Source organism: Gemmata sp. (assembly GCF_051859125.1).
Classification (GTDB): domain Bacteria; phylum Planctomycetota; class Planctomycetia; order Gemmatales; family Gemmataceae; genus Gemmata.
Genome location: NZ_JBHYGG010000277.1, coordinates 1 through 21,479 on the forward strand (window position 1 = coordinate 1; position 21,479 = coordinate 21,479).

Consider the following 21,479-nt stretch of genomic DNA (forward strand, 5'->3'; position numbering starts at 1 on the left):
CTCGGTCAAGCCCGACCGAGGACCGGGCGACCCCCGAGCGCCAGCGAGGGGGTAGGCGCACCCCCTCGCTGGCGCTCGGGGTTCGCCCGGACCGCCGATCCAAGTAGAGGGACCACATGGCCGCGCGGGCGTTCTCGACGGTGCAGCTCGTCAACGGCTCGACCGGCGACCCGGTGCTGTACCTCGACTACCCGGGGGGCGACAACGCGCTGCTGTTCGACGGCGGCGACAACGGCTCGCTCACCGCGGCGCAACTGGGCGACCTCGAAGCCGTGTTCCTCACGCACCACCACGTCGACCACTTCATCGGCCTGGACCGGATCGTCCGCGCGAACATGGACCGCGACAAGGTGCTCCATCTGTTCGGGCCGGTGAACACGATCCGCAAGGTGTACGACCGCATCACCGCGTACGAGTACCCGTTCTTCCCGTTCCAGAAGATCGTGGTACGGGTCACGGAACTGTTGCCCGGCGCGACCCGCACGGCGACACTGGAGTGCACCAAGAAGTTCCCCGAGCCGGTGGTCGAAGAGGCGGCGTGGGCCGGGCCGGTGTGCTACGAGAACGCCGACCTGCGGGTCGAGGCCGTTGCCGCCGACCACACGGTCCCGTGCCTGGCGTTCGCGCTGGCCGAGAAGAGCGGCTACCACCCGGACCCGCAGAAGCTCGCGGCGGGCGGGCTGCGGCCCGGCGCTTGGGTGCCGGAGGTACTCAAGCGCCTCCGGGCCGGCGACCCGCCCAACAGCCGCATCGAGATCAACGGCGGGAGCTTCGCGCTGGAGACGCTCGCGGCGAACTACTTCACCGAGTCGGCCGGGGCGCGCGTCGCGTACGTCACCGACACGCTGTGGTCCGACGCGGTGCGGCCCGACCTCGTGCGGCTCGCGAAGGGCGCGTGGCGGCTGTACTGCGACAGCTTCTACGCGAGCGCCCAGGCCAAGCAGGCGCTCCAGTACAAGCACATGATCGCCCCGCACGCCGCGGAACTGGCCAAGCTCGCGAAGGTCGAGCAACTCGTGCTCATCCACTTCGCGACGCGGTACGCCGGGAAGTACCAGCAGCTCATCGACGAGGCCGCCGCCGTGTTCCCGCGGGTGACGGCCGAGGTGGGGTGAACATGACCTGGCGAGCGGCGCGGCGTGAGCCGGCCAAGTGAACTGCTGGGGTGAATCACATGGGTGGGCCTTGGCGACTCCTGGGGGTGAGCGTCAACGAGCGTGGCGTGACGCACTTCGCCGTAACCCGCGCCGGCGAAGATGACGGAGACATTGACGAGTTGCAGCGCGTGCTGAGGGTCCGGTTCGGGGCCGTGGATGATGGCGAGCTGTTCGGGCCGTACTCGATCCACCGGTACATGAAGGTTGCCGGGCTTCGTCTCGGCATCGTACTCGATTCGCCCGAACGGCTTGACCTCTACACAACTGAGGCGACTCATCAGGACGCACTCGCAGTGTTCGTCCCGACGTTCTTGGAAGCGCTGAACTCCGAGGCGAACTCGGACCCACCGGGATAATCCCGGCGCGGGGTTATCCGGAATCGGTTCTGTAGCCGGCCTCTGTGTGGCCGGTGCTTGGGGGACTCCCACCGGCCCGGCCTCACAGTGGCCGGCTACAGTTAGCACTCAGCAAGACTTGGTACGCCGTCCCCGCTCGCTCGCAAGCAGGAAACTCAATCGGCGGGCTCGCGCCGCTCGCCTTAACAAGAAGGTGCCCAATGTCCGACGACGTTGCGACGACCGACGACCCGACGCCCGAGGTCCACGCCCCGGGCCGGAACGGCCACGCCGACACCCGGCCCGAGGCCACGACCGCCGACGTGCTCGCGCTGATCGCCGCCGGCAAGCCGGTCGAGAACGTCCGCGTGCGCCGGCTCAAGCTCCGGGGCGAGTTCGCGACCGCGGTGACGTTCAAGAACTGCACCCTCGTGCAGCCCGAGTTCGGGGCGGCGACGTTCAAGGGCGACCTGTCGTTCGTCTGGTGTACGCTCGACCGCCCGCTGTTCGCCAAGCCGGTCACGGTCGAGGGGAACTTCGGCCTCAACGGCAGCACCGTGAGCAAGTCGCGGTTCGCGCAGCTCACGGTCCACGGGAAGGCGTTCTTCAGCGGGGCCGAGTTCCGCGGCAAGGCGCTGTTCGAGAAGTGCGAGTTCCGCCAGAAGGTGAGCTGGTGGGAGGCGCGGCTCGAGTGCTGGGGCGAGTTCAAGGCGTGCGGGTTCCTGCAGGAGGCCGACTTCCGCAGCGTCCACGCCGACCAGGGGCTGATCTTCGCGGGCTGCACGTTCGCCGGCGACTTCCTGATCCGCGGGGCCACGGTGTGCAAGAAGCTCCAACTCGACGGGTGCCGGTTCGAGCGGCTCCTCGACGTGTCCAAGGCCAAGCTGAACGACTTCGCGTACCTGGAGGCGATCGAGCAGGGGCCGGAGATGCGGTTCGCGTTCGGCAACGCGGTCGCCGAGCGGCTCCTCGTGCGCCCGGAGCAGGTCGAGGGCCGGCTCGCGAGCGAACTGGCCGGCCAGCACGAGCAGGCGATGCACGAGTACGGGCTGCTCAAGAAGTGCTACCAGGGGCAGCACCGGTTCAACGCCGAGGACTGGGCGTTCTACCGGTTCAAGGTGAACCAGCGGCTCTCGACTCGGGCCACCTGGGACCGCCCGTGGACGAAGGTGCGGCGGTTCTGCGACTGGTTGTTCCTCGACGTCGGGTGCGGGTACGGCACGAACCCGGCCCGCGCCGTGCGGATGGCGGTGGTCATCATCCTCGGGTTCGCGCTGCTCTACGGCCTGGGGGTCGAGGAGTTCCACGCCGAGAAGAAGCCGTTCCCCGACGCCGAGGTGACCGACCCGATCAACCGCGTCATGATCGGGCTCATCACCAGCGTGTCGGTGTTCACGTCCGGCATGGGCGGGATCCGCGAGATCGCGAAGGGGTGGATGAACGTGCCGGTCATGGTCGAGAGCGTCCTCGGCACGCTGCTGTTCGGCCTGTTCATCGTCGCGTTCAGCCGCAAGGTGATCCGGTAGCCAGCATCTTGGCGAGCGGGGGACGTGAGTCCCCCGGTGGAACCGCGATCCTCATTCCACCGGGGGACTCACGTCCCCCGCTCGCCACAATCCGCGTCGCCGCCCGTGCCGCTCGCACGCCACTTTTGTTCTACACTCACCACACCCCCTCGCGCCCGTACCAGCAGGAACCGCACCCATGCCCGCGGAGCAGCCCCCCACGCCGTCGGCCGACGCCCGCGCCGCGAGGCGGTACCAGTTCCTCTTCTACGCCGCGGCGCTCCTCGCGGTCGTCGCGTCGGCGATCGCACTGCGGATGAGCCGGCCCGAGCCGCCGGCCCCGCCCGAGCCGGCGCGCGAGAAGGACTACGCGTTCGTCGTGGACGCCTACGGGTACAAGTACCAGGGCCACACCGGCAACGTCATCGACGACTACATCCTCAAGTACGGCGCGTGGGAGAAGGACCACCTGTTCTTCGTCCGCGACTACCTGAAGAACCTGAACGAGCCGAACGCGGTCGTGATCGACGTCGGCGCGAACACCGGGAACCACTCGCTCTTCTACTCGCGGCACGCGGCGAAGGTCGTCGCGTTCGAGCCGTACCCGCCGGTGATCGAGGCTTTCAAGCAGAACCTCGCGCTCAACCCCGCGGTCAAGAACGTCGAGCTGTGCGAGGTCGGGCTCGGCGACGCGAACGCCGAACTGCCGTTCGTCGCGCCCGTCGACAAGAACCACGGGCAGGGGTCGTTCCGCGTCGACGCGCCCGAGAACCCGGCCATGAAGCAGTACCCCACGAAGCTGCGGATCGTCGTCGGCGACGAGTACCTCAAGGACAAGAACCCCGGCCCGGTGGCGTTCATCAAGGTGGACATCGAGGGGTTCGAGGAGGCGGCGCTCAAGGGCCTGCGGCAGACGATGGAGAAGTACCGGCCCCTCATGGAGGTCGAGGTGTCGCCCCCGCCGGTCGGGACCATCGACTCGCTCGACAAGCTGACGGCGCTGTTCCCCAAGGACTACGAGTTCTACGTGCTGCCCTGGAGCCAGGCGGCCGCCGTCACCGGCAAGTACACGCTCCAGAAGCTCGACTGGTCGTTCCACTCCAAGGGCCACCAGATCGAACTCGTCGCGTGCCCCAAGGAGCGGCTCGCCGCGCTGCCGGGGAAGTAGGTCGTCAAAGTGGGTCAGTCGCTCCGCGAGTGACCCCGACCCCCCCCGGCCCGGCCGGTGGCGGGGGTCGCGCCGGGGCGCGACTCGCGGAGCGACTCGCCTACGTTGCGCCGCCGATTGCATATCCTGACGGTATGGGTCCGCCCTTCCGATTCGGGAACCGACGATGGCCGGCGAGTTGAAGCCCCTGTCCCTCAAGCGGGTCGGCGACGGGCTCCAGGTCCAGTGGAGCGACGGCGCCACCACGGTCACCCCGTGGCGGACGCTGCGGAAGAACTGCCCGTGCGCCAGTTGCACCGAGGAGCGGGCCAAGCCGCCGGACCCGTTCCGGGTGCTGACCCCGCAGGAGGCCGCCGCCGGCCCCCCGCAGCCCGTCGCGATGCAACCGGTCGGCCACTACGCCTACAAGATCACCTGGAACGACGGCCACGACACGGGCATCTACCCCGTCGAGCGGCTGCGCCAGCTTGGAGAAGAGACGAAATGAACCCCGGAATGCCCCAGAAGTTGTCCCTGCCCGGCGTGAAGCAGGTCGTGGCGGTCGCGAGCGGGAAGGGCGGCGTCGGCAAGTCCACCGTCGCCGCGAACCTCGCGATGGCGCTCCACATGAGCGGCAAGAGCGTCGGCCTCATGGACGCCGACATCTACGGCCCGTCGGTCCCGATCATGTTCGGGCTCGGCAAGGTGGACCAGAGCACCACCCCGTTCCCGATCGAGAAGTTCGGCATCCGCCTCATGAGCATGGGGTTCCTGATCGGCACCGACCAGGCGATGATCTGGCGCGGCCCGAAGGTCGCGCAGGCGGTGCAGTCGTTCCTCGCCCAGATCGACTGGGGCACCCTCGACTACCTCATCATCGACCTGCCCCCCGGTACCGGCGACGCGCAGCTCACCCTGAGCCAGAGCGCCCCGCTCACCGGCGCGGTGATCGTGACCACCCCCGGCGAGGTGAGCCTGATCGACGCCCGCAAGGGGGTGAAGATGTTCCGCGAGGTGCGGGTGCCGATCCTCGGCATCGTCGAGAACATGAGCTACTTCACCGACGCGGCCGGCACCAAGACGCCGATCTTCGGCGTGGGCGGCGGGATGAAGCTGGCGCTGGAGAGCAACGCCCCGTTCCTGGGCGAGTTGCCGATCGACCCGCGGGTCGCCCAGTGCGGCGACAGCGGCGAGCCGATGGTGCGGAAGTACCCCGACGCGCCGATCGCGAAGTCCTACGTCGCACTGGCGGCCGCCGTGGACGCCGCGGCCAGCGCCGCGAGCGCCGCCGGACTGCCCGCCGTGGAGCTGTGACCTTGGTTCCTGGCGAGCGGGGGACGTGAGTCCCCCGGTAGTCCGAGATTCTACCGGGGACTCACGTCCCCCGCTCGCCAAGTCGATCACTTCGGAAAGCCGAGGTGCGTCCGGAGGAAGTCGAACGTGCCCTTCGCCCGGATCTCGTGGCCGCCGGGGAAGAACTCGATGGCCGTGCGGTCGCCGAGCTTGAGCCGGTTCTGGTACAGGTAGCGGACCCTCGCGTACTCGGACGCGACCATCTCGTCGGTGCCGACGCCGTCGTCGTGGCCCCGCTCGACCATGAACGGCCGCGGCGCGATCAGGTAGGCCATCTCCGCGTAGTTGAACGTGTTGCCCAGGTCGAACTCGTACATCTCGTACTCGCCGGTCCACATGTAGCTGCGGTCCAGGTCGACCGACACCATCTTGCCGATCCACTCGTTGAAGTCGCCGGAGCAGATCGACAGGCAGTACCGCTTCTCGACGGCCGGCACGCGCATGGCGGTCTTGCCGCCGTAGCTCAGGCCGTAGAACGCGATCCGCTTCGGGTCCACGTTCGGCAGCGCTTCGAGCCAGTCGAGCGTCCGCTGGTGCTGCCGGACGATGAAGCTGAACAGCGACAGCTTGAGCGGGTTGGCTTTCCGTTGGAGTTGGCGGAACGTGTCCTTGCCGTAATACGGGTTCTGCGGGGCGTACACGATGTACCCGAGTTCGACGAGCCGCCGGGAGAACTGGTTGTAGACGACCCGCTTCGGCTCGGCGTCGATGGTGTGCCGCGGGGTGCCCTCGAGCCCGTGCTGGCACACGACGACCGGCCGCTTCTCGCCGGGCTTCAGGTCTTTCGGCAGTAGCAGGATGCCCTGCGCGAACACGTCTTGGTACACGTCGAGCACGACTTCGTGGCCGGTGAACTTCGGCTCGTCGTACACCTGCCGGGTGCGCGGGTTGAGCGGCACGGTCGGCTCGGGGAGCTTGCCGATGACCTCGGCGTGCAGGTACTCGCGGTACCAGTCGCACGACTTCTCCCACGCCCCGGGCGAACTCGCATCGGCCTTCTTCCAGAACTCTTTGCGGGTGGCGTCGCTGTCGCGCCACAGCTTCTGGACGTGCGCGACGAGCTGATCGAACTGCCGCTTGTGCCGCGCCGCGGCGTCGGGGAGTTCACCGTGAACCGTGAGCGGTTCCGGCTTCCAGCCCGGGACTTCGTCCACCGCGCCGACGTTGAGGAACGAGCTCGTCCTGAGTGGAACAACCGGGTCGAGCTTCCCGTCCGAGCCGCGGATGCCGTTCACCGAGCCGCCGCCGCCGGCACCGGTCGCGCGGCCGATTTCGAAGACGCGGTCGCCCTCCTTTTTGACGGCAGCGGCGTCCGGCTCGGGGACCGTGCCCGGCGCCGCACCGCCCCGCCCGGGTCTCGGTGCGGCGGGACCGGCGTAGACGGGCGCGGCGTTCAGTTGCAGGCGCAGCGTCTTGCCCCACTCCCCGCCCAGCGGCCCGTGGTAGCAGTACGCCGCCAACTCGGCGTCGCCGAACTCGGTGAGCAGCCCCCACACGTTGCGGTCGAGGGGGCGCTCCGCGGCCCCCTCCTGCGGGCCGAACGATCCGCCCTCCAGCGACGTGGCGCGGACGCGGTCGTCGAGCGCCCCGGCGTAAAGGGCGATCCGGCCGCCCTCGCCGTGGCCCATCACGCCGACCCGCTTCGGGGCTTTCTTCGGCTGCGAGTGGAGGAGCCAGTCCACCCCGGCGAGCACCTTCTGCACCTCGTACCCGGACAGCGTGCGGCCCATCTCGAACGCCATCCGGTGGACGAATTCGCGGTGCGGGATGTTCGTGGCGCGGTTGAGTTTCGGGTGGGCCGACAGTTCGTCGCGCCGGTCGATGACGGCGGGGACCAGCACGCGGATGCGGTTCTCGGCCAACCGCCGGGCGAACTGCGCCTCCTCCGGCACGCCCGCGGCCAGCCCCGCGACTTGCTCGGGCGTGTGCGCCGCGTCCGGGATCGCGACGGCGCACATCCGCGGCTCGTCGTCCTGGACGACCGCCGGCTCGAGCAGCAGTCCCTCGGCGTCGACGCCCGGCAGCACGGCCCATCGGACGGCGTACACGCGGTAGCGCGTCGTCTCGGCCAGCAGCGCCGGCCGGTCCGGGCCGCCGACGTATTCGAGCTTCGGTGGCAGCCGCTCGTCCACGACGCCAAGGTACTTCCGCAGCCGGGCGCGGTTCGGCTCGATGGATTTCGCGTACTTCTCGCTGGAGGAGGTGTCCACCTTCCAGAACTGCTTGCGGTTTTCGACAGTCGCGGCGGTCTCGCGGTCGAGGTACGTGTGGATGCCGGCGACCATCTTCGTTGCGAGGTCGCCGTCCTCGGTAAGCGGCTTGGTGCCCGGCAGCGGCTCGGCGGCGGGGGCGGGATTGATTAACCACAGAGGCACAGAGACACAGAGCAGACCAAACGCGAGAGAGAAGGCTTTAAACACAATGTTCTCCTGCTTTCTCTGTGTCTCTGTGCCTCTGTGGTTAATCCTGCTGACTCAGAACAACTCCATCACGGGCGTACCCGGGTACACCGCGACGGGCTTGCCGTCCGGCCCCGGGATGGTTGCGTCGTGCGGAACGCCCAGAGTGTGAAAGACGCTCGCGACCAGCTCTTGCGGCGTGACGGGCCGGTCGGTCGGCTCGGTGCCGCGAGCGTCGGTGCGGCCGATCACGCGCCCGCCCTTCACGCCGCCGCCGGCGACGAGTGCGGTCCACGCGCCGGCCCAGTGGTCGCGGCCGCCGTTGGCGTTCAATAGCGGCGTGCGGCCGAACTCGCCGGTCGCGACGACGAGCGTCGTGTCGAGCAGGCCGCGCTCGTCCAGGTCGGTGAGCAACGCCGCGAACGCCGCATCGAAGCTCGGCGCGACCGTGTTGCGGATGTCGCTCAGGTCGGTGCGGAGCGACCCGCCGTCGGCGTGGCAGTCCCACGACGGCTCATCGAACACCGTCGAGAACTGGTTGATCGTCGTGAATCCGGGCTTGCCCAGTCGAGCATCTTCCCGAACGTGTGCCGTGGCGATCTGACACCATACCGCGAGCCCCGGATTCCAGTTCGGGTCTACGTCGGCCAGACCTTCGCTCGGGCCGTACTGGACTGCATCGAGGAAGCCGGTGCCTTGCCCGTGGCTCACGGAAAGCCCGGTATCGAGTCGCGCCTCGGGGTACACTCGCCAGGGCTCAGAGAGGTCGAACCCGTTGCGGTACGACACCACCGCCCCCACGCTCGGCCACTCAGGGCCGTCGCGGAAGAGGCGGCCGGTGTTGAGCAGTTGGAGCCCGGCCTCGTGGACCGGCGGGGCTGTGTGGTGCATCGAGCGCACCATCGCGAACTTGTCGGTGAGCGTCGCGAGCTTCGGGAACAGCTCGCTCAGGTGGACGCCCGGCGTCTTCGTCTGGATCGCGGCGAACGGGCCGCGGTACTCGGCCGGCGCGCTCGGCTTCGGGTCGAACGTGTCGAGGTGCGGCGGCCCGCCGATCATGTTGATGAAGATGCACGACTTCGCGGTGCCGAGCGGCCGTTGGGTGCGGGCGACCGCGAGCGAAGGCAGCACGGTCGCGGCGGCGGTGGCGGCGAGGAACTCGCGGCGGGTGGGAGTTGTCATGGGTCACTCGGTGGGTGGCGTGCCCACATCGTAACCGCGGCGGCGCGAGATGCAACGCGCCGCGCCGAACGCAAGACCCCCTCACCCGGCTCGCAAAGCCTCGCCGAACTCTCCCCCGAGACCGGGGGCGAGGTGGGGCGCGGTGGCTTCACGTAAGCTGCCCGACTCGCATTGCTGGCGAGAGGCACCGGTGCCCCACCTCGCCCCCGGTCTCGGGGGAGAGGTCGCCGCGAGTCTTCGAGCGGCGGGTGAGGGGGCCTGCGTCTTTCGCTCACACCCCGGTAACGACCGCAGCCGCGGCGTCGCACAGTTCGCGGGTCTGCTCCTCGGTCGGGGCCTCGGCGATCACCCGCACCACCGGCTCGGTGTTGCTCCCGCGGACGTGCAGCCACCAGTCGGGGCCGTCGAGCCGCAGGCCGTCGACGGTGTTCACGTGGGCGTCGGGCCAGCGGGCCCTGAGCGCGTCGAACGTCGCGGCCAGCTTCTCGCGCGGCACCTCGTACTTCGTCTTCAGCATCGCGTACTTCGGCAACTCGGCGACGAGCTGCGAGAACGGCTTCTTGTCTTCCGACATCAGAGACAGGATGAACGCCATGCCGGCGAGCGGGTCGCGGACCCAGCCGATCCGCGGGTCGATCACCCCGCCGTTGCCCTCGCCGCCGATGAGCGCGTTCGTCTCGCGCATCATCGCGACCACGTTCGCCTCGCCGACCGCCGAGCGGTGGCACGGGCACCCGGCCTTGAACGCGACGTCCTCGACCATCCGCGACGTGGACATGTTGATGACGACCGGCCCGCTCGCGTGCCGCAGCCGCCACTTCACCGCCAGCGCCAGCGTCGCCTCCTCGCTCACGCACTGGCCGGTTTCGTCGATGAGCGCGAGGCGGTCGGCGTCCGGGTCGAGCACGAACCCGATGGCCGACTCGGACTGCGGCACCCACGGAGCGACGTCCACGAGGTGGGTCGGGGTCGGCTCGGGCGGGTGGGCGAACCGGCCGGTCGGCTCGCACTCGAACTGTACGACGGCGCAGCCGAGGTCCTGCAGGAGCTGCGTGCCGATCGGGCCGCCGGCCCCGGCGTTCGCGTCGAGGAACACGCGGAACGCCTGGCTCGCGACCATCGCGACGCTGACCGTGTCGAGCACGGCCGTGACGTGGTCGCGCTCGACCGACGGCGGGACGCGGGTGGTGCCGATGCCGTCCCACCCCGGCCGCGGGAAGTCGCCCGCCTCGTACAGCCCGCGGATCACGGCCCCGCTCTCGGCCGATAAGACTGCGCCGTCGGCCCCGAACATCTTCAGCCCGTTCCACGGCGCGGGGTTGTGGCTCGCGGTGATCTGGATGCCGCCCGCGGCCTGGAGCTGCCGCACCGCGAACCCGCAGGTGGGGGTGGGTGCGATGCCGATGTCCTCGACGGTGCAGCCGAGTTCGAGCAGGCCGGCGATGACGGCGGGCCGGAGCATGTCGCCGCTCGGGCGGCCGTCGCGGCACACGACGACCGTCTTCCCGGCGACCGTGGACCCGAACGCGGCCGCGAACCGTGCGGCGACGCTGGCCGTGAGCCCGCGGCCCACGACCCCGCGGACCCCGGACACGGACACGATGAGGCTGCTCGGCTCGGACATTCGCGGTTCCTTGCGGGGACGGGGCGACGGCAGGGGCAATTCTACGAGAGCGGCCGCTGCGCGTGGGTGCTACCCACCGGGCGCAGCCGCCGGCCACGCGATGCGGTCGAACAGCGCCCACAGCTTGCTGCCGCGCGCGGGGTTGACCGCGGCGGCGTGCGCCACCCGCCCCGCGAGGTGCGCCCGGAAGTCGGGGCGGCCCTCGCGGTTCTGCCCCGCCGGCCCGTGGCGGGCGCAGTTGGTCAGCGTCGCCTTCAGCAGGTCGAAGTCCGCGCGCGGCACGTTCGGGTGCGCGTTCACCACCACGCCCGTCACCGTCTGCCTGCGGCCGCGCCGCATCACGCGCGTCTTGCGGAAGTTCAACGCGAACCCCTCCTCCCCGGCGACCACCGCGGCGACGTGCGCGAGCCGCTTCGCCCGCCGCGCGAGGTCGTGGTCGCCCGAGAACGTGAGGTCGTCCGCGTACCGGGTGTACGTCGCCCCGAGCCGCGCCGCGAGGCCCGCGAGGCGGCGGTCGAGCCGGTGCGCTGCGAGGTTGGCCAGGGCCGGCGACGTCGGCGCGCCCTGCGGGAGGTGCCGGTCGGACAGCCGCAACCGCGTCGCGTGCTCGGAGCCGTCGAGCGCCGGGTTCGGTCGCGCGTCCCACACGTCCGCCGGCGTTCGCGTCGTGCAGAGCCCCGCGAGGAGGCCGGCGACCGCCTCGGGGTAGCCCACCGAGCGGAAGACGCGGTACACGCGCGCGGCCGGGACGGACGGGAAGAAGTCGGCGAGGTCGAGCTTCACCACCACGGCCCGCCCACAGTGCGCCGCCGCGTTCGTCACCGCCGAGCGGCCGGTGCAGAACCCGTGGACCGCGGGGTGCGGCGGGATCGCGTTGAGGACGTGTTCGAGGAGCGCCCGCTGAACGTTCTTGAGTCGGAGCTTCGGAATCTCCAGCAGGCGCGCCCGGCCGCTCGCCTTCGGAACCCAGCGGTGGCGGTACGTTCGGAGCGGGCCGTGCGGGTGCGTGCGGTTGCGGCCGGTAACGTCGGCGAGCCACGCGAGCCGACCGGGTTCGACGCCGAGCCACGCGGCGAGTTGGTCCGCGGTCGCGAGCGCCGGGACCGCGGCCGGCCCGAGCCACAGCGGGGGGCTCATCGCGGGCCGGACTGCTTTCCGCTTTCCGATCGACGGGCCACGCTCGCGGCGAGCGAGGGCACGCGCGACACCGGGGTCATCGTGCAGGAACAGCGTCAGGATTGCGAAGTCGGGTTGCGTGGGGAACCGGGAGAGGAGCCGGGTGAACAGGCCCGGTACGCGAATCGGGTGCTCGGCTCCGGATCGCGCGAACGACGCACGCAGGCCCGCGACCGTCCACTCTGCCGCCCGAAGCGCTCCGGCGAGCGAGTAGAGGAACCGCTGGCGGTCGAACGGCAGGGTTGACATGGTGCGGGATCAAAGGACCGCGGAGCGACCCGACGAGTCTCGTCCGGCGCGACAAGTTGGGCGTGGTAGCGCCCGGTCTGTCGCGCGCTCAATCCTCGGGTAGTGGCGAACCGCCGGGGTAACCCCGGCGCGTCGGACCGACGCGCTCTCGCGAACGCACCGCCGACCGGCTCGGGTCGCCCCGCGGCTCGGGGAATCGTCCCGCACCCGCGGCCGGGTGTCAAGGTCGGTGCCCGTGGTACACTGACTCCGTGAAGCGACTCGCACTCATCACGCTGTGCCTCGTCGGGTGCACCCGCGGCGACCGGCCGGACGCCGTGTGGGGCGCCCGCGGGGTGCTCGACGGGCAGTTCGTGCGGCCGCGGGCCGCCGTCATCGACGCCCGCGACCGCCTGTGGGTCGTCGACTTCACCGCCCGCGTCCAGGCGTTCGACCTCGACGGCGCGCACCTCGGCGTCACGTTCCGCACGCCCGACTTCCGCAACGGCCGGCCCAGCGGCCTCGGCCTCACCCGCGAGGGCGAGCTGATCGTGTGCGACTCGCACTACCACTGCCTGCGCGTGTACGACGAGACGGGAACCGAGCGCCGCGTCATCGGCGGCGCGGCCGGCAGCGCGCCCGGCCAGCTCGGGTACGTCTCGGACGTGGTGCAGGACGCCGACGGGTTCTTCTACCTGGCCGAGTTCGGCGAGAACGACCGCGTCACGAAGCTCGACGCTGAGGGTAAACTCGTTGCGGTGTTCGGCGGCGCGGGCACCGGCCCGGGGCAGTTCCAGCGGCTGCGGGCGCTCGCGCTCGGCCCCGACGGGAACCTGTACTGCGCCGACGCGTGCAACCACCGCGTCCAGGTGCTCACGCGAACCGGCGAGTTCGTTCGCGAGTTCGGCGGCGAGGGGGCCGAGCCGGGCCGGCTCCGCTACCCCTACGATCTGAGCTTCGGGCCGGGCGGCGACCTGTACGTTGTCGAGTACGGTAACCAGCGGGTGCAGAAGTTCACCGCTACGGGCGAGTCGCTGGGGGTGTGGGGCACGGCGGGCGGGCGGCCGGGGCAGTTGAACAGCCCGTGGGCGCTCGCCGTGGACCGCAAGGGCCGCGTGCACGTGATCGACACCGAGAACCACCGCGTCCAGCGGGTGAAGTTCTGATCGTAGTAGGCACACGCCGTGTGCCGTTCTGACGGTGCATTTCCGGTGGCACAGGCCTCTGGCCTGTGAAGCACGCACCACAGGCCAGAGGCCTGTGCCACCGGACCAACAGCCACGGCACACGGCGTGTGCCTGCTACTTTGGGCCGCCGATGTTCGAGCTTCCCGAACTGCCGCACGTCTCGCCCCCGGTCGCGCTCGCGGCCGCGGCGGCGCTGTGGCTGGGCGCGATGCTCGCCGTGCTGGTGCGCACCGGGCGCTGGTCGTTCCGGCTCGGGCTCGCTGCGGGCGTCGTGCTCGTCGGTTCGCTCGCGTACCTCCTCGCGGCCGACGTGCGCGACGCGGCGCGCGGCCTCGTGCGGGCGGTCGGCGGGTTCGAGGTCACGCACCCGTGGTGGCTGCTGCTCCTGCTGCTCGTCCCGCTCGTGCCGCTCGTCGCGCGGAAGAACCTCCGCGGGCTCGGCCGCGCGCGGAAGCGGCTCGCGGTCGCGCTGCGGTCGCTGGTAGTGGCGCTGCTGGCGGTCGCGCTGGCCGAGCCGCGGGTGCGGCAGACGACCGAACACGCGACGGTGATCTTCGTCATCGACCGCAGCCTGAGCGTGCCGCCCGATCGCGACCCGACCCGCCGAGCGGCCGACGGCGACCCGGTCGACCGCCGCTGGGAGCGCGTGAAGACGTTCGTCGACGAGTCGGTGCGGTACCGCGGGCCGGACCACCGCGACGACCGCGCCGGCGTCATCCTCTTCGGCCGCACGCCGCGGCTGGTGCTGCCCCCCGCGGCGGTCGATCAACTGCCGATCGACGAGCGCCGCGCCGGCCCCATCGATGTCGAGTACACGGATGTTGCGGCCGCCTTGAAGCTCGCCCTCGCGGCGTTCCCCGAGGGGACCGGCCGGCGCGTCGTGCTGGTCTCGGACGGCAACGAGAACCTCGGCCGGGCGAGCGAGCAGGCGCAGCTCTTCAAGAAGCAGGGCGTGCAGATCGACGTGCTGCCGCTCGCCGTCGGCTACCGCAACACCGACGAGGTGCTGGTGCAGGAGGTCGAGGCGCCGCCCGCGACCACGCCCGGCCAGCGGCTGCCGGTGCGTGTGCTGGTGCGGAACGCGAACCCTACCCGCCCGGTCACGGGCACGCTCGAACTCGTGCAGGTCCGCGGCCGCGACGAGCCGCGGTTCGTGCGGTTCAAGGGCGTGCCGCCGGACCAACAGCCCGGCCCCGTGCGGGTCACCGCCCGCCCCGGCCTCAACGGGTTCGAGTTCCTCGACCTGCCCGGCGACACCGCCATCGACCGCGACTCGTTCGTGTACCGCGCGACGTTCGCGCCCGACAACCTCCCGGGCGACCGCGTCTCGAACAACCGCGCGACCGCCGCCGTGCTGGCCCGCGGGCAGCGCCGGGTGCTGGTCCTCGAAGAGCCCACCGCCGCCGGCACGCACGCCCTGCTCGTCGAGACGCTCCGGGCCGCGAAGCTCCGCGTCGACGTGCTCGCCGCCGACCGCCTGCCGCCCGCGGCCGACCTCGGCGAGTTCCTCAGCACCTACGACGCGCTCGTCATCGCCGACGTGCCGGCCGAGCGGTTCAGCACCCCGCAGATGGAGGCGGTCCGCACGCAGGCCACCGAGCAGGGCATGGGCCTCCTCATGGTCGGCGGGCAGAACTCGTTCGGCCCCGGAGGGTACCAGAAGACCCCGATCGAGGCGGCGCTGCCGGTCGACTGCGACATCCGCTCGGCGCAGGCGGTACTCAAGGGCGGGCTGGTGCTGGTGATGCACGGGTCCGAGATGGCCGACGGGAACGAGTGGCAGAAGCGGATCGCGAAGCTCTCGGTCGAGCGGCTCGGCCCGGCCGACATGGTCGGGGTGCTGTACTACGGGGCGAACGCGGCGTGGCACGTCCCGTTCCAGGCCGTCGGCACCGACCGCCGCCGGCTCCTCGGGCTGATCGACCGGATGACGCCCGGCGACATGCCCGACTTCGACCCGTTCCTGAAGACCGCCGCCGACACCCTCAGCGACCCGCAGTACCAGCTCGCGGTGAAGCACTGCGTCGTGCTGAGCGACGGCGACCCGGCCTACGGGGCGGTGGGCCAGGCCGCGACGGCGCGCATGGCGAAGGCCGGCATCACCTGCACGACGATCGGCGTCGCGACGCACGGCACTGTCGAGGACACGCGGATGCGCGGTATCGCAGCAGCGACGAAGGGGAACTTCTACCCGGTCCGCGACCCGAAGCAGCTCCCCGCGATCTACACCCGCGAGACCCGGCAGGTGAGCCGGTCGTTCCTGGTCGAGAGCACGTTCACCCCGCAACTGCTCGGCCGCGCCGGGCCCGTCGCCGACCTCACCGCCCCGCTCCCCCCGCTGCACGGGTTCGTGCGGACCACGCTGAAGCCCGGCGCGCTCCCGGTGATGGGCGTCGAGGGGCCGCCGGCCGAGGACACGCGGTTCCCGGTCGTGGCGTACTGGCAGCCGGCCGTCGGGCGGGCCGTCGCGTTCACGTCGGACGACCGCACCTGGGCGCGCGACTGGGTGAAGTCGGCCGCGTTCTCGCGGTTCTGGCCGCAGGCCGTCGAGTGGTCGCTGCGGTCGGCCGAGACGGGCCGGGTGAGCGTGTTCCCCGAGGTCCGCGACGGCCGCGTGCGGGTGGTGGTCGACGTGCGCGACGACAACGAGAAGCCGCTCACGGGCGTCTCGCTGAAGGGGTTCGTGAGCGCGCCGCGCGAGGGCGGGGCCGCGCCGGCGGTGGCGTTCACCCGCACCGGTCCGGGCCGCTACGAGGGCTCGTTCCCGGCGACCGAGGCCGGCGCGTACTTCGTGAACGTGCGGGTGACGCGCGACGGCAGGGACATCGACGGCCGCCGCGTCGGCGTCACGGTGCCGTACTCGCCCGAGTTCGCCGACCTCGAACCGAACCCGGCGCTCTTGCGGCACCTCGCGGACATCACCGGCGGCGAGGTGTACCCCGAGGACGATGCGGAACTGGCGCGGCTCGCGCGTGCGGGCAAGGTGTTCCGTGCGGCCCCAACAACCACGAAGGCGCTGCTCCCGTTCTGGGCGGCGCTCGTCGTCGCGGCCGGCGTGCTGCTCCTGTGCGACGTGGCCGTTCGGCGGCTGGCCCTCGACCCGGTGTCGCTGAAAGCGGCCGCCGTGCGTCTGTGGCGTCACCTGCGAACGCGGTTCTTGATCGAACCCGAGAGCGCGGGGTTGGGGCGACTTCTGCGCGTGAAGGAAGCCGTCGGCGAGGCGATCGCCGAGCGCCGGGTGCCGCGCCGCGACGAGCCGCCTCCGGATGATGACGAGCCGCCGAGTGACACCCCGGTGTCACCGCCCCCGCCGCCGCCAACTCCCCCGGCTGACGCCGGGGGCTCGCCGGAGCCACCGCCGGGCGAGGGCGACGACTACCTGAGCCGCCTCGGCCGCGCCAAGCGCCGCGGGCGGCCCGATGCGTGACTCGGAGGGCAGACGATGAAGACCCGCCACCTGAACTGCGGCACGCTCCACGCCCCGCCGAACCCGCGGGCGTCGTGCCACTGCCTGCTGCTCGAAGGGCCGAACGGACTGGCGCTGGTCGACACCGGAATTGGCCTGCTCGACGTGCGCGACCCGCTCGGGCGGATCGGCCGCGGGCTGATCGACCTGGCCGGGTTCCAGTTCGACGAGGCCGAGACGGCACTGCGCCGGGTCGAGGCGCTCGGGTACCGCGCCGGCGACGTGAAGCACGTCGTGCTGACGCACGCCGACCCGGACCACGCCGGCGGCCTCGCCGACTTCCCGCACGCCGCGGTCCACGTCTCGACCGAGGAGCACGCGGCGCTCGCGGGCGGCAACCCGCGCTACCTCCCGGTGCAGTTCGCGCACGGCCCGCGGTGGGTGCCGCACCCGCCCTCGCCCCGCCGCTGGTTCGGACTGGAGGCCCGCCCGCTCGACCTCGGACCCGGCGCCGAGGTGCTGCTGGTCCCGCTGTTCGGCCACACGCTCGGCCACTGCGGTGTTGCGGTGCGGGCCGGCGACCGCTGGGTGCTGCACGTCGGCGACGCGTACTACCTGCGGGCCGAGTTGGACCGCGACGACCACCCGGTGTCGGCGCTGGCCGCGCTGCGGGCCGACGACAACGCCCGGCGCGTCGCGAGCCTGGCCGAACTCCGCCGCCTCGCCCGCGACCACGCCCCCGAGGTCGCGCTGTTCGGCTACCACGACTTCACCGAGTTCCCCCCGACCCGTGCCGAATGACGGGTGGCCCGGTCGGGGGCGCGTGATCGGTGCACCGGGCTCACCCGCCGGTCGGTTCCTGAATAGGCTATTCCCGACGCTCAAGGGCCGTACCCCGGGGAGCCACGCGAACCTCGCCGCGGCCGCCCGATGCGACGGGTCGGCGCACCCGGTTAAGCGTCTCGCTCCGGGCCTCCGCAACTCCGAGTTCCGCGCTCCGCAATGGGTAACCTGGTCTGGTGGGAACTGGTGCGGCTCGCCCGCCGCGGCCACACCGCCCGCGCCCGGGTGCTGCTGCTCTACACGATGCTCCTCGGCGCCGTGGTGTTCGCGTCGTCCTCGTGGTACGCCGGGAACCCGCTCGCGCTGCTCCGCGGCACCGCCGACCCGCTCCCGCCCGCCGCCGCCGGCCGGTTCGCGCACCAACTCGCGTTCGCGCTCCTCGAGGCGCAGCTCGTCCTCGTCGCGGTGGCCATGCCGGCCTACGCGGTGGCGGCGGTCTCCGAGGAGAAGGACCGCGGCACGCTCCAGTTGCTGCTCACCACCGAAGTGACGGACCGCGAGATCGTCTGGGCGAAGGCCGTCGCCCGCGTCGCGTTCATGCTCGCGACGCTCGCCGCCGGGCTGCCCCTGCTGGTGCTCACGCTCCTGCTCGGGGCGGACCCGGGGCTCGTCGCGACGGGGTACGCGCTGGCCGCCGGCACGACCGTGCTGTCGGGCGCGATCGGTGTTCACGCCGCGTGCCACGCAGCGGACGGCCGCGCCGCGCTGATCCGCGCCTACGTCCAGTCGGCGGTCCTCGTCGGCGGGGTGTTCCTGCCGCCGCTCGTGCTGCTCAGCCCGTTCGCGATGCTCTTCTACCGGCTGGAACTCGACTCCGAGGCGCTCCGCGTCGTCGCCGCGGTCGGCTACCCGGTCGCGCAGGTGCTCGTGGGGTGCGGGCTGGTCCGCGACGCGGGGCGGGTGCTGCGCCGCGGGGGGGCCACGGCCGGGCCGCCGCCCCCGACCGCGTTCCCCGAGCCGCCGCGGGGCCGGGCCGAGCCGGTGGTGATCGACCTCGCCGACCTGCCGCCCGAGCGCGGCGATATCGGCCCCGGCGACCCAATTCTGTGGAAGGAACGAAGTGACCGCGTGCCGCCGCTGCCATGGGTGCGGCCGCTGGGCCTGCTCGCGGCGCTGCTCGCGGCGGCACTGTTCGTGTCCGGCGGGTGGGCGCTGCTCGAGCGCACGATGCGGGCGCTCGACCCGGCCGAGGCGCTGCGACGGGTCCAGTCGCCGGCCGGCACCCGCGGCCCGTCCGGGCCGCTCCTGGTCGCGGCCGGCGCGATCGCGGGCTGGCTGTACCTGCTCCCGCTGGCGGTGGGCGTGACGGGGTGCGTGGCCGGCGAGCGGTTCCGCGGCACGCTCGACGCGCTGCTCACGACGGCGCTCGACCGGCGCGGCGTCCTCGGCGCGAAGGTGCGGGTGCAGATCGAGCAGCGGCTCGGGTTCGCGGCGTGGGCGGCCGCGGCGCTCGGGGCCGGGTTCGGGGCCGAGGGCGGGCTGGCGCTGGGGCTGGCGGTCGTCGCGGCGTTCGGGGCGGGGGCGGGGCTGGTCGTCGCGCTGGGGGCGTGGCTCACGGTGCGGTGCGCGACGCCCGTGGCCGCGTTCCGGCTGTGCCTGCCGGCGCTCGTCGCCGTCGGCGCAATCCCGGTGCTCGCGTGGTACTTCACCGACTGGGACGACCCCGGCCGGGCGACCGCGGTGCTGGCGTGGGGCGCGTGCGGGGCGCTGGCCGCGGCCGCCGCGTGCGCGTGGCGCGCCGGCGTCGAAATGGGGCGGGGCGAGTAGGCGCTGGAACCCAAGTGCTCCCGCACCGGGCTAAAAACGTCGGCCCCTCCGGGGCGGAAACCCAACACAGCTCTTCACCCCCGTAGGGGGCATCTTCTTTAGAAGTGGTGGCGGAATGGACTGCGGGTCTGGGGTGTGGTTCCGGTGGCACCCCCTCACCCGCCGCTCGAAGACTCGCGGCGACCTCTCCCCCGAGACCGGGGGCGAGGTGGGGCTCGCCGGGCCTCCCACGAGCGCTGCGGGAAGGCACGGGTGCGGACCCGCAGCCCCCACCTCGCCCCCCGTCCGGGGGGAGAGGTCGCGACGAGGCTCTGCGAGTCGCGGGTGAGGGGCACGCGACACCACCTCACCAACCACGCGGAACCATTCCGCCATCGCTCCTTAACCCGGTGCGGAAGCACTGGGACACATGAGACCGCGCGCAACGTTGAACTGTAAACTTTGAACTCGAAGCTACTCCATCCTGTACGGGCTGTCGGCGTGGGCCTCGTGGCGGATCTCGTCGACCGGGTACTGCTTGAGCCACCCGGCGTAGAGGCGGTTCGCGGCGTTGAACACCCACCCGTCCTTGTCGCCGACGTTCTTGTACCCGTGGACCACGCCCGCGGGCACGACCAGCGCGTACGGCGCGTCCTCGCCCACGTCGCGGGTCTCCTTGGCCCCGAACGTGGGCGACTTGGGCCGCGCGTCCCACAGGTACACGCGGAACGTCGACGGGCCGGTGAAGCAGAAGTAGTCGGCCTGGTCGACGTGCTCGTGCGGCCCGCGGGCGACCCCCGGCTTCGTCTGCGAGACGTAGGCCATCGCCGGGTGGAAGGTCGGGTCGAGCAGATCGTTGCGGAACAGTTCGACGAGCCACCCGCGGCTGTCGTGGAAGAACTTCAGCGGGACCCAGATGGCGTCGTGGATCGGCCCGCGCTCGGCGTACTTCGGTAGCGCGACGTTCATGGCGTGTCACTTCCGTTCGTGGCGTGTCGCTCCCCGGCGGGGAGGCCAGAGGAGAACAGTATCCGCGGGTTCCGCCCGTGGACACCGCTGTCGGCCGCGGGTGTGCCTCTGACCGAGGCGAGCGGGGGCGTGAGCCCCCCGAGTAATGCGCGAAACGAAGAACTCGGGGGGCTCACGCCCCCCGCTCGCCAAGACCTCAAGTCTTCAGCCACCCGGTCCCCTCCTCGCGGAGGATGCGGGCCATCGCCTCGATCCACTTGGGGTGGTCGTTCAGGCACGTCCCGTTCTTCAGGTGCTCGCCGCCGGCGTGCTCGAACACCTCGCGGCTCTCGAGCCCGATCTCGTCGATCGTCTCCAGGCAGTCGGAGGTGAACCCCGGCAGCGCCACGTACACGCGCTTGACGCCCTTCTTCGCGAGGTTCGCCAGCACGTCGTCGGTGTACGGCTTGAGCCACGCGGCCCGGCCGAACCGCGACTGGTACGTCTGCGTCCACTGGTCCCGCCGCCACCCCATCCGCTTCACGAGCGCCTGCGTGGTGCGGACGACGTGCGTGGCGTACGGGTCGCCCTTCTTGGCGTAGCTCTGCGGGATGCCGTGGAAGCTGACCACGAAGTGCTCGGGCTCCCACGCCAGCTTCGCGAGGTCGTCGCGGATCGCGGCGGCGACCGCGTCGAGGTACGCCGGGTGGTCGTAGTACGGGGGCACCACGCGGACCGCCGGCACGCGCCGCTCGCCCATCAGCGCCTTGAACAGCACGTCGGTCGCGCTGGCGCTGGTGGTCGCGGAGTACTGCGGGAACATCGGCAGCGCGACGACCCGGTCGACGCCCGACTCGATCATCTCGTGCAGCACCCGCTTGAGCGGCGGGTTGCCGATCATCATGCCGAACCGCACGGGCACGTCGGGGAACTGCTGCTGCACGAGGTCCGCCTGCCGCTTCGTGTAGTGGAGCAGCGGCGAGCCGGTCTCGGCGTCCCAGACGCGGCGGTACTTGGCGGCCGACGCGCCGGACCGGAACGGGAGGATGCGGAGGTACAGGAGCGGGAGCCAGATGGCCCGCGGCACCTCGATGACGCGGGGGTCGGACAGGAACTGGCGGAGGTACGGGACCAGGCCGCGGTACGTGGGCGCGTCCGGGGTGCCGAGCTGGATGAGGAGGAGACCGGTCATGGAGAGTGTTTAGTGTTTAGTGTTTAGTGTTTAGTCCGGCCCTGGGATGCA

16 protein-coding genes are annotated in these 21,479 nt (G+C 71.5%); 10 read left to right on the forward strand and 6 right to left on the reverse strand.

The window, feature by feature from the left end; translation table 11 throughout:
• Positions 1-116: 116 nt before the first annotated feature.
• The 6 genes from ACTIGN_RS27955 to ACTIGN_RS27980 all read left to right on the forward strand — a co-directional run bounded on the left by ACTIGN_RS27955 (position 117) and on the right by ACTIGN_RS27980 (position 5,458).
• Entirely contained in the window at positions 117-1,115 is a 999-nt protein-coding gene (locus ACTIGN_RS27955; RefSeq protein ID WP_439630088.1) for an MBL fold metallo-hydrolase, read from the forward strand.
• A gap of 107 nt (positions 1,116-1,222) precedes the next feature.
• Complete coding sequence (locus ACTIGN_RS27960) at positions 1,223-1,513, forward strand: hypothetical protein (protein ID WP_439630090.1); 291 nt, start codon at positions 1,223-1,225, stop codon at positions 1,511-1,513.
• 200 nt (positions 1,514-1,713) lie between these two features.
• On the forward strand, positions 1,714-3,018 hold the full coding sequence (locus tag ACTIGN_RS27965; protein ID WP_439630092.1) for a hypothetical protein: 1,305 nt from the start codon (positions 1,714-1,716) through the stop codon (positions 3,016-3,018).
• 178 nt (positions 3,019-3,196) lie between these two features.
• Complete coding sequence (locus ACTIGN_RS27970) at positions 3,197-4,165, forward strand: FkbM family methyltransferase (protein ID WP_439630094.1); 969 nt, start codon at positions 3,197-3,199, stop codon at positions 4,163-4,165.
• A gap of 166 nt (positions 4,166-4,331) precedes the next feature.
• A complete protein-coding gene (locus ACTIGN_RS27975) occupies positions 4,332-4,652 on the forward strand; it encodes a DUF971 domain-containing protein (RefSeq protein WP_439630095.1) in 321 nt (106 codons plus the stop codon).
• Positions 4,649-5,458 carry an Mrp/NBP35 family ATP-binding protein gene (locus ACTIGN_RS27980; protein WP_439630097.1) on the forward strand — a complete coding sequence of 270 codons (810 nt, stop codon included), beginning with the start codon at positions 4,649-4,651 and terminating at the stop codon, positions 5,456-5,458. The genes ACTIGN_RS27975 and ACTIGN_RS27980 overlap by 4 nt, the downstream gene beginning before the upstream one ends.
• Before the next feature lie 86 nt (positions 5,459-5,544).
• Here the strand turns inward: ACTIGN_RS27980 and ACTIGN_RS27985 are convergent, their stop codons facing one another.
• The 4 genes from ACTIGN_RS27985 to ACTIGN_RS28000 form a co-directional block, all read right to left on the reverse strand.
• Positions 5,545-7,872 carry a dienelactone hydrolase family protein gene (locus ACTIGN_RS27985; RefSeq protein WP_439630099.1) on the reverse strand — a complete coding sequence of 776 codons (2,328 nt, stop codon included), beginning with the start codon at positions 7,870-7,872 and terminating at the stop codon, positions 5,545-5,547.
• A gap of 99 nt (positions 7,873-7,971) precedes the next feature.
• Positions 7,972-9,078, reverse strand: a complete 1,107-nt coding sequence (locus ACTIGN_RS27990; protein WP_439630101.1) for a DUF1501 domain-containing protein — start codon at positions 9,076-9,078, stop codon at positions 7,972-7,974.
• A 271-nt stretch (positions 9,079-9,349) separates the two neighbouring features.
• Entirely contained in the window at positions 9,350-10,702 is a 1,353-nt protein-coding gene (glmM, locus tag ACTIGN_RS27995) for a phosphoglucosamine mutase (RefSeq protein ID WP_439630103.1), read from the reverse strand.
• Between the two features lie 69 nt (positions 10,703-10,771).
• A complete protein-coding gene (locus ACTIGN_RS28000) occupies positions 10,772-12,127 on the reverse strand; it encodes a reverse transcriptase family protein (RefSeq protein ID WP_439630105.1) in 1,356 nt (451 codons plus the stop codon).
• Positions 12,128-12,378: 251 nt separating this feature from the next.
• Between ACTIGN_RS28000 and ACTIGN_RS28005 the strand changes: the two genes are divergently transcribed.
• The 4 genes from ACTIGN_RS28005 (at position 12,379) to ACTIGN_RS28020 (ending at position 19,309) form a co-directional block, all read left to right on the forward strand.
• A complete protein-coding gene (locus tag ACTIGN_RS28005) occupies positions 12,379-13,272 on the forward strand; it encodes an NHL repeat-containing protein (protein ID WP_439630107.1) in 894 nt (297 codons plus the stop codon).
• Positions 13,273-13,423: 151 nt separating this feature from the next.
• Positions 13,424-16,720: a FixH family protein gene (locus ACTIGN_RS28010; RefSeq protein WP_439630109.1), complete on the forward strand. Its 3,297-nt coding sequence runs from the start codon at positions 13,424-13,426 to the stop codon at positions 16,718-16,720.
• Positions 16,721-16,735: 15 nt separating this feature from the next.
• Positions 16,736-17,500, forward strand: a complete 765-nt coding sequence (locus ACTIGN_RS28015) for an MBL fold metallo-hydrolase (RefSeq protein WP_439630111.1) — start codon at positions 16,736-16,738, stop codon at positions 17,498-17,500.
• A gap of 201 nt (positions 17,501-17,701) precedes the next feature.
• A complete protein-coding gene (locus ACTIGN_RS28020) occupies positions 17,702-19,309 on the forward strand; it encodes an ABC transporter permease subunit (protein ID WP_439630113.1) in 1,608 nt (535 codons plus the stop codon).
• Positions 19,310-19,762: 453 nt separating this feature from the next.
• Here the strand turns inward: ACTIGN_RS28020 and ACTIGN_RS28025 are convergent, their stop codons facing one another.
• Both ACTIGN_RS28025 and hemH read right to left on the reverse strand, forming a co-directional pair.
• On the reverse strand, positions 19,763-20,257 hold the full coding sequence (locus tag ACTIGN_RS28025) for a dTDP-4-dehydrorhamnose 3,5-epimerase family protein (RefSeq protein ID WP_439630115.1): 495 nt from the start codon (positions 20,255-20,257) through the stop codon (positions 19,763-19,765).
• Between the two features lie 196 nt (positions 20,258-20,453).
• Positions 20,454-21,428, reverse strand: a complete 975-nt coding sequence (gene hemH, locus ACTIGN_RS28030; RefSeq protein WP_439630117.1) for a ferrochelatase — start codon at positions 21,426-21,428, stop codon at positions 20,454-20,456.
• Between the last annotated feature and the right edge of the window lie 51 nt (positions 21,429-21,479).

What these genes read in the sequence shown, in the direction of transcription:
- hemH (WP_439630117.1), bottom strand. Translation starts at nt 21,428, where the DNA reads ATGACCGGTCTCCTCCTCATCCAGCTCGGCACCCCGGACGCGCCCACG.
- ACTIGN_RS28020 (WP_439630113.1), top strand. Translation starts at nt 17,702, where the DNA reads ATGGGTAACCTGGTCTGGTGGGAACTGGTGCGGCTCGCCCGCCGCGGC.
- ACTIGN_RS27980 (WP_439630097.1), top strand. Translation starts at nt 4,649, where the DNA reads ATGAACCCCGGAATGCCCCAGAAGTTGTCCCTGCCCGGCGTGAAGCAG.
- ACTIGN_RS28000 (WP_439630105.1), bottom strand. Translation starts at nt 12,127, where the DNA reads ATGTCAACCCTGCCGTTCGACCGCCAGCGGTTCCTCTACTCGCTCGCC.
- ACTIGN_RS28025 (WP_439630115.1), bottom strand. Translation starts at nt 20,257, where the DNA reads ATGAACGTCGCGCTACCGAAGTACGCCGAGCGCGGGCCGATCCACGAC.
- ACTIGN_RS27955 (WP_439630088.1), top strand. Translation starts at nt 117, where the DNA reads ATGGCCGCGCGGGCGTTCTCGACGGTGCAGCTCGTCAACGGCTCGACC.
- ACTIGN_RS27970 (WP_439630094.1), top strand. Translation starts at nt 3,197, where the DNA reads ATGCCCGCGGAGCAGCCCCCCACGCCGTCGGCCGACGCCCGCGCCGCG.
- ACTIGN_RS27965 (WP_439630092.1), top strand. Translation starts at nt 1,714, where the DNA reads ATGTCCGACGACGTTGCGACGACCGACGACCCGACGCCCGAGGTCCAC.
- ACTIGN_RS28015 (WP_439630111.1), top strand. Translation starts at nt 16,736, where the DNA reads ATGAAGACCCGCCACCTGAACTGCGGCACGCTCCACGCCCCGCCGAAC.
- glmM (WP_439630103.1), bottom strand. Translation starts at nt 10,702, where the DNA reads ATGTCCGAGCCGAGCAGCCTCATCGTGTCCGTGTCCGGGGTCCGCGGG.
- ACTIGN_RS27990 (WP_439630101.1), bottom strand. Translation starts at nt 9,078, where the DNA reads ATGACAACTCCCACCCGCCGCGAGTTCCTCGCCGCCACCGCCGCCGCG.
- ACTIGN_RS28010 (WP_439630109.1), top strand. Translation starts at nt 13,424, where the DNA reads ATGTTCGAGCTTCCCGAACTGCCGCACGTCTCGCCCCCGGTCGCGCTC.
- ACTIGN_RS27975 (WP_439630095.1), top strand. Translation starts at nt 4,332, where the DNA reads ATGGCCGGCGAGTTGAAGCCCCTGTCCCTCAAGCGGGTCGGCGACGGG.